5 protein-coding genes are annotated in these 4,957 nt (G+C 58.7%); all 5 read right to left on the reverse strand.

What is annotated here, in order from left to right:
* Positions 1–60 precede the first annotated feature (60 nt).
* Positions 61–1,326, reverse strand: coding sequence for a Gfo/Idh/MocA family protein (locus ACH2EH_RS09695; protein WP_395141168.1), 1,266 nt, complete (start codon positions 1,324–1,326; stop codon positions 61–63).
* A gap of 24 nt (positions 1,327–1,350) precedes the next feature.
* Positions 1,351–1,734, reverse strand: coding sequence for a hypothetical protein (locus ACH2EH_RS09700; protein ID WP_395141170.1), 384 nt, complete (start codon positions 1,732–1,734; stop codon positions 1,351–1,353).
* A 94-nt stretch (positions 1,735–1,828) separates the two neighbouring features.
* On the reverse strand, positions 1,829–2,590 hold the full coding sequence (locus ACH2EH_RS09705; protein WP_395141172.1) for a hypothetical protein: 762 nt from the start codon (positions 2,588–2,590) through the stop codon (positions 1,829–1,831).
* Positions 2,580–3,086 carry an RNA polymerase sigma factor gene (locus ACH2EH_RS09710; protein ID WP_395141174.1) on the reverse strand — a complete coding sequence of 169 codons (507 nt, stop codon included), beginning with the start codon at positions 3,084–3,086 and terminating at the stop codon, positions 2,580–2,582. Before ACH2EH_RS09710 ends, ACH2EH_RS09705 begins: the two co-directional genes overlap by 11 nt.
* Positions 3,087–3,187: 101 nt before the next feature.
* Positions 3,188–4,957: beta-L-arabinofuranosidase domain-containing protein (locus tag ACH2EH_RS09715; RefSeq protein WP_395141176.1), on the reverse strand; the 1,770-nt coding region annotated here is incomplete at its 5' end.

Genomic DNA, 4,957 nt, shown 5'->3' on the forward strand with positions numbered 1-4,957 from the left:
CTGAACTTTATCGGTGCCCGCCATGAGATCGGCGGCGGCGAGGAGTGAGTCGCGCATGGGTTAGATTCCTTTCAAGCTCCACGGAGCACGGTACGGTTCGTAGAGCATCCGGTTGGCCTCTTCGTCGCCGATAAACTTCCAGGTCTTGGGGTCGTAGGTGAGCTTGCGGCCAAGTGTGTAGGCAATATTGGCGATAATTGGCAGAATAATCACTTTGACACCGATCTCGACATCCATCACGGGCTTCTCCCGGGTTTTAATACAGCGCCGCCAGTTACGACGATGCCGCTCGGTGGGATCGGTGTTCTCGGGCTCGAGAAATGCCTTGAAGCCACCCTCGGGGGGCGTGTAGAGCTTGGCTTTTTCTTCCGTGGCGCAGCCGCCATCGCCACCCGCCACGATCAGATCGCCTTTGTCGCCGGTGTAGGTGCCGCCCCACTCGCCCTCGAAGCGCTCGGGAACCACTCCAGGCTGCTCCCAGATCAGAGTCCACTGGGGCTTGGAGAACTCCCACGTCGCTTTCATGGTGAGCGGCGCATCATAGACGGAGTTGGGGTTGGTCTCCCCGCTTGCAGTCACCGTGACCGGCGCGTCCCAGTTGTCTTGGCCCGTGAGCCAGAGCGCGATGGACATGGCGTGGTTGCCGCGATCCCGGATAAAGCCGCCGCCGGAGTCCATGAGCCAGCGGAAGTTAAAGTGCACAATCGCGGGATTGTAAGGGCGCCATCCGATCGGCCCCAGCCACATGTCCCAGTTCAGCTCGGGCGGCGCGGGGCCTTCCTTACCAAAGCTATTGTCCGAGACATAGTTATTGGGGTGCCAGAGCTTGACTTCCTTGACCGTGCCGATCTGCCCATTGCGAATGTAGTTGCAGGCCACTGCGGCGCTTGGGTTGGAGCGCCCCTGCGAGCCGATCTGCACCACGCGCTTGTAGCGCCGCGCCGCCTCGATCATCGCCCGGCCCTCTTCAATGGTCTTACAAGTGGGTTTCTCGGAATACACATCCTTGCCCGCCTGGCAGGCGTGCACGGTCATTAGCGCGTGCCAGTGATCCGGTGTCCCAATCGTGACGGCATCTATATCCTTGCGCTCCAAAACCCGCCGGTAGTCGTCGGTGAGCAGCGGCGAGCCCTTCACTTTAGCGGCATTCGCCTTAAGGTGATTGGCGTCCACATCGCACAGCGCCGCGCACGAGTCCGCCACCACGTGGCTGCTGCCCATACCGCCTAGTCCAATATGTCCGTAGATAATCTTCTCGTTAGCGCCTCGTGGGCTCTGAGGAAAGATTGTCGCAAATTTATCCACCACACGCTTCTTTGCTTCCATGCCTCTTCCGTTCGACAACTGCGGTTATTCTTCCTCCCGAAAGTGCAAGTGGCGGGCAAAGATAAAGTGCAGAGCCGTGATCGGCAGGATGACTATAAGCCCACTCATTTGAATCTCGCGGACGATCTTCTGGGCTTCGGAGCCTTGTGCTCCATTGGTAACCATGCCCGCCATGCCGCACCACCAGAAGCCGATCAGCACTCCGATTAGTCCGAGGCAAACCTGCATCCCAAAGGCGATGCGCCGGGCACGAAAGAGTAGGCTCACTCCTGCCAGAAGCGGCACCAGAGCAAAGACCATAAACGGCCAGAACTGCCAGCTCATCACCACAATCGTGCCTGTGTAGAACAGGCATACCAGCGCCATCAGCCCATCCACGATGGCGAAACGACGACTCTGTTGTTGCATAGCGCACTGTATCACGGCCATCTGAGTTGCGGAGCGATACTCTGGCGGAGAAACGACTCCTCCTGACGCCCACGTTCTGTGGGCGGATCAGCACTCAAGACCGTCGGAAAATCTGAAGAAGCCCGCCGATAGCGCAGCCAAGAAGAACCGCGAAGGTGATATTTGCGGGTTTATTAGGCCGAACGGGGGCTCCGGGGACGACAGCGCTCTCGATGATCTTGCCTTGCAATGGACTCTCTAGCTTGGCGATGCCCGCCTCCATGATAGCGTTCGCTTCCTCGGCGACAGCGGTGGGATTATCGCCTTCCGCGATGATTTCCAGTATCGTTGTTGCCTCTACAGGAGTGACACTGTAGCTCGTGAGAGAGCGGCCATTGGTCATGTGCTCGGAGGCCGATCTTTTCACAGGACTCGACCGGAAGAGCTCGACGCTATTGCGAGTGGCGAGTGCGACATCGCTGAGGGAAGTGGTTTTGTCTTTTGGCGAGAGCAACACGCGCCCTGGTGCCTGATACACGAGTGGCTGGAAAAGCGTGATGCCGATCCCTAGTAGGCTAATGGCACTGGCGGGAATCCAGAAAGGGACTAACGGGCGACTTACATAGCTTTTCTCAGGGCGCGCTTGCTTGGGGTTCTGGGCGATGGTTTCCTCAAAGAGCCGATCCCAGAGCGCGACACTGACCTCCGCTTTCGCCGTCTTTGGCAAGGCGCTCCAGAGAAGTGTCAGGCGCTGAAGCTCTCGGACGAGCGCAGGGTCGGCCTTGGCGCGCTGACGAAGGGCATGGGCCTCACGTGCGGTGAGCTGCCCGGTGACCAGCTCCACCAGCTTATTTTTCTCTGTCTCTCTATTCGTCATTTTCGTTTCTTTCGCTCTCGCACAGGAGCTTGCGCATGTCCCGTGTGGCCTCAAAGACGCGCCACTTGACGGTGCCGAGGGGCTCGCCCAGAACCTGCGCCGCCTCTTTGTAGGTGAGTCCTTGCGCTCCAATTAGCAACAGCGCCGCGCGGGCTTTGTCGTCCAGGCGATCCAGAGCAGCCTCTAGCGTAATCGCCCCCAAGACGCCCGGCTCAAACGCGGGCATGGTGCCTTCCGAGACTTCTGTGCCCGTCTCTTCGCGGCGCTTCCGGCGGCTGTCGCGCCAGCGGCGTAGCGCGATGCCAAAGAGCCACGCCTTGGGCGAGCCAAAGCCTTTGTAGCGCAGCCGGGCTTCGTAGGCCGCGACAAATGTCTCCTGAGCTAGATCCTCGGCCTCTGCCCGGTTCCCCTGGCAGAGACGAACCAGAAACCCTAAGACATTGCGGGAGTGGTCTTGGTAGAGCGTGCGAAAAGTATCGTTGGGATCAGGGCGCATCAGGTTCCAGAGCTAAGGTAGCGCCGAGGGGGCAAAAAGGTTGGAAAATGATTTTTCGCCGCCCCGTTCCGGGCTTTGTTCCCCGAAGGGCGCCGCTCCGTTCACGGAGCGGCGACGGGAAATTCGGCGATTCTCAGGAGCGTGGAGCCGTAGGGAACCAAGAGGAGGGTTTCTGCAGGCGTGGTGACTACTACTGGCGATTTTGGCAGTGGCCCAGCGGCGTGTTTTTCCAGGCCCCATTCCGGAACCCGGTGCCCCGTCGCCGTGATCGTCAGCGCCTCTTTGTCTAGCACGAGCGGTTTGCTCAGATCGAGCGCGTAGTTCCACGGCGTGGTCGGGTGCACCTCACGATCCGCCCACGGCTCCGGCCCATCGGGGCGCACATCCTCGCCGATCTTCAGCCCAAAAAGCAGCGGCCCCACGTAGATTGCAACTCCATCTGCGGAGAAGAAACGACAGGTGGAAACAGTGAAAGGGAGATGAAGTGTCTGAGGGTTTTCAGGTGAAAGCGATATCTTAGCAAAACGTCCACGGCCCGTCTGCACAAGCTCATCATTAATTGTTGCGCCCGTTGCCCATAAAGGGATTGGGACTAGCAAGTTCGCACTCCCTGAGGTTGCTGTAATAGTGATCGTATCTCCGTAGGGGTAATCGGTCTCGACAGTGAACGAAATGGTGTCCGTGGTGACCGTACATGGGGCGAGGGAGAGAGCGGCAAGGCTGCCATCGGCACATTGCATCCATAGATGGCTGGTGAGCTTGGGCCAGCCTTGGTGGAAGTTGGCGGTGCAGCAGCCAAAGTTTGGTTCTAGCCCAAAGAGATTGGAGCGTGGGCCGTTGGTGGTAAAGATCGTTTCTTCTTTGGTTTTTGAGTCGGTGCAGAGAACTTGGTTCACTTGCTGATCGTACTGGTGGCCCCACATGTCATCAGTGAACGTGGCTGGAAGCGCATTGTAAGCGATCCGCTCGAAATTGAGTGCTACAAAGATGTCACCATCGTTTGCAAAACATTGTTCCAAGGAAAACATGGTCTCCACAACCGCGCATAGTTCGGTTCCCTGTGATGGCGACAGACCAGCCAGCGACTCATCACCGCTGAACATCCCCGTTGCCTGACCGTGAAATTGCCAAAGACATACGAGGGCTACTTCGACATCGAAAGTAGAACTAGGCCGGTAGAGCGACTCTTTGAGGGCCATGCCATGATTCACGACGTGGTTCTCTAGCGTCCACTTTGTTGCGCGCTCTGTGTGCTCGAAGTTCTCGAAGTGTGCCTGCCAGTTGTAGCCCTGCTCGGCGGCGAGAGCAAGCAAGTCATTCAGCCACGTCTCGCCCGTTTGCTCTTTCAGCCAGCGCACGGAGATCGCCAGTTCCATCCAGCGCATCTTGGCCCAGTCCCAGAGTGGGGTTTCGCGCATCACTTCGTGGATGCGCCGCATCGCTTTGAGCATCGCGGGGATAATGCGTGTATCACCCGTGGCTTCGTGCCACTGGGTGAAGACTTTGAAGAGAATGAACTGCGGCCAGGGGTCGTCTTTTCGTGCCCCATGGCTCTCGTTGGCGGTGCGTGGACCAAACCAGCCATCATCGTGCTGGCCCGCGAGGATAATTTCCATCCACTCCGTTGCGACGCCGATCAGCCGTGCATCTTGGAGCAGAAATGCTAGCGGGACGAAGCCATCGAGCCAGTAGGGGACGCGCTCCCAGCCCTCGGCGCTCCCACCGCGCCACTGGCTATCTTTGATGTCCGGCCAGAACTCGTGCAGGTGCCCACCCAGCCCATCGGCCTGCGTCTGAAGCTGACGCCGTAGCCAGCCCGAAGGAAGAATCGCCCCCAGTGGCAAGGGCTTTGCAAAAGGAAGAATTGTGCT

The organism is Armatimonas sp. (assembly GCF_043760365.1).
Classification (GTDB): Bacteria; Armatimonadota; Armatimonadia; order Armatimonadales; family Armatimonadaceae; genus Armatimonas.

Coding starts and splice junctions, on each gene's coding strand:
- ACH2EH_RS09705 (WP_395141172.1), bottom strand. CDS start 2,590: ATGACGAATAGAGAGACAGAGAAAAATAAGCTGGTGGAGCTGGTCACC.
- ACH2EH_RS09710 (WP_395141174.1), bottom strand. CDS start 3,086: ATGCGCCCTGATCCCAACGATACTTTTCGCACGCTCTACCAAGACCAC.
- ACH2EH_RS09695 (WP_395141168.1), bottom strand. CDS start 1,326: ATGGAAGCAAAGAAGCGTGTGGTGGATAAATTTGCGACAATCTTTCCT.
- ACH2EH_RS09700 (WP_395141170.1), bottom strand. CDS start 1,734: ATGCAACAACAGAGTCGTCGTTTCGCCATCGTGGATGGGCTGATGGCG.